The sequence below is a fragment of the Stenotrophomonas sp. PS02297 genome (assembly GCF_029959705.1).
In the GTDB taxonomy this organism is placed as follows: Bacteria; Pseudomonadota; Gammaproteobacteria; order Xanthomonadales; family Xanthomonadaceae; genus Stenotrophomonas; species Stenotrophomonas nitritireducens.
The window spans coordinates 1-1,957 of record NZ_JASCOS010000232.1 but is presented as its reverse complement, the minus strand read 5'-3'; the positions used below and the strand labels follow the sequence as shown (position 1 = coordinate 1,957).

The window sequence follows — 1,957 nt, the reverse complement described above, 5'->3', positions numbered from 1 at the left end:
GGGCCCGCGCCCCTGTTTTAAAACCCCCCCGCGGGAGCCGGGGCGGGGGGGCCCCCCCGGCCCCCCCCCCCCCCCCAGTAACGACCCCCTTCCTGTAGAGCGGGGCAACGCCCCGCTGGGGCACCGCCGGCCAAGGCCCACCAGGCACTGCCCGACGCCACAAAGCCACAACTCCCGATCTTCTCTGCAGAGCGGGGCAACGCCCCGCCGGGGCACCGCCGGCCAAGGCCCACCGGGCACTGCCCGACGCCACAAAGCCGCAACTCCCGCTCTTCTCTGCAGAGCAGGGCAGCGCCCCGCTGTGGCACCACCAGCCAAGCCCCCGCCGGGCGCTGCCCGGCGCTACAGGCCGCAGCGCCCCACCTTCCTGCGCAGCGGAACGACAGGCAAAAAAAATCGCCCGGCTGCACGTCACTGTGCAACACCGGGCGACTTCACTTCCCTGTAGGCTTCCTGCCTCTCCCCTGCCTCCTGGCTATACGGGGTTCTCCGTGTGGCCGCCATCCGGACGACGCACGTTTTTCGATTCCCTTCCGCTCAACGCCTTTCGACCGGTTTGGTCGCCGCCTTGGCGTTCCTGGCGGCGGAGGCGGTTCCTGCGCCTACGCCGATCAGGTCACGATTCCGTTCGACCGTCTTCAATCCGATGCCCTTGACCAGCGCCAGTTCCTCGACGCTCTTGAAGGGACCGTTCGCCTGTCGGTATTCGACGATCGCCTGCGCCTTGGCGGCGCCGACATTCACCAACACCCGGTCCAGCTCCGCCGCGGTGGCGGTGTTGATGTCGACCTTGTCCGTGGCTTGCGCCGATGCGGTCAACAACAACGCCAGAACCAGTGACTTCAGCATCACGGTGAAAAGCTTCATCGCTGCAACTCCTTGTGGCTTGGACTGGAATGCCGGCATCCCCGCCGGCCAGACCAGTGTTCCGCGCCACATGAACACAGCCTATCCGCCACGCCTCCGGCCCACAGCCGGCAAACCGCCCGATTCCTTGTAGGAAAATTCCTACAAGAGGGACGGCGTAGAATGGGCGCACTTGAAACCTTGCAACCGGAGTTCCCGAATGGACAGCGCCAAGCTCGGCCAATTTCTCAGCGACAAGTGGGACAACGACATCGTCCCGCAACTGGTCGACTACATCCGCATTCCCAACAAATCGCCGATGTTCGACGCGAACTGGGTTGCCAATGGCTACATGGACCAGGCCGTGGCGCTGATGGAGAACTGGGCCAGGGCGCAGAAGATTCCCGGCCTGCAGGTCGAGGTGGTGCGCCTGGAAGGCCGTACTCCGCTGATCTTCCTGGAAATCCCGGCCACCGGCCCGGAAACCGGCGATGACACCGTGCTGCTCTACGGCCACCTGGACAAGCAGCCGGAAATGACCGGCTGGGACGCCGACCTGGGCCCGTGGAAGCCGGTGCTGCGTGGCGACAAGCTGTACGGCCGCGGCGGCGCCGACGACGGTTATGCCATCTTCGGCTCGCTGGCCGCCGTGCTCGCACTGCAGGAACAGGGCCTGCCGCACGCCCGCTGCGTGATCCTGATCGAAGCCTGCGAAGAATCCGGCTCCTACGACCTGCCGGCCTATGTCGACCACCTGGCCGACCGCATCGGCCAGCCGTCGCTGGTGGTGTGCCTGGATTCGGGCTGCGCCAACTACGACCAGCTGTGGTGCACCACCTCGCTGCGCGGCCTGACCGGCGGCAACTTCACCGTCAAGGTGCTCAACGAGGGCGTGCACTCCGGAGACGCCTCCGGCGTGGTGCCGTCGTCTTTCCGCCTGCTGCGCCAGCTGCTGTCGCGCATCGAGGACGAGAACACCGGCCGCATCCTGCTCGACGGCCTGCACACCGAGATCCCGGCCGAGCGCCTGGAGCAGGCCAGGCGCGCGGCCGACGTGGTCGCTACCGCCATCTTCGACAAGTTCCCGCTGGTCGACGGCCTCAAGCCGATG

General features: G+C 66.8%; 2 protein-coding genes. One reads left to right on the top strand and one right to left on the bottom strand.

Annotation, left to right across the window (positions count from 1 at the left end; all coding sequences use genetic code 11):
* Nucleotides 1-537: 537 nt before the first annotated feature.
* Nucleotides 538-939: a ComEA family DNA-binding protein gene (locus QMX80_RS19120; RefSeq protein ID WP_282278758.1), complete on the bottom strand. Its 402-nt coding sequence runs from the start codon at nt 937-939 to the stop codon at nt 538-540.
* A 127-nt stretch (nt 940-1,066) separates the two neighbouring features.
* On the opposite strand from QMX80_RS19120, the gene QMX80_RS19115 reads away from it, so the two are divergent.
* On the top strand, nt 1,067-1,957 hold an 891-nt coding region (locus tag QMX80_RS19115), incomplete at its 3' end, for a M20/M25/M40 family metallo-hydrolase (protein ID WP_282278757.1).

Coding starts and splice junctions, on each gene's coding strand:
- QMX80_RS19120 (WP_282278758.1), bottom strand. CDS start 939: ATGTGGCGCGGAACACTGGTCTGGCCGGCGGGGATGCCGGCATTCCAG.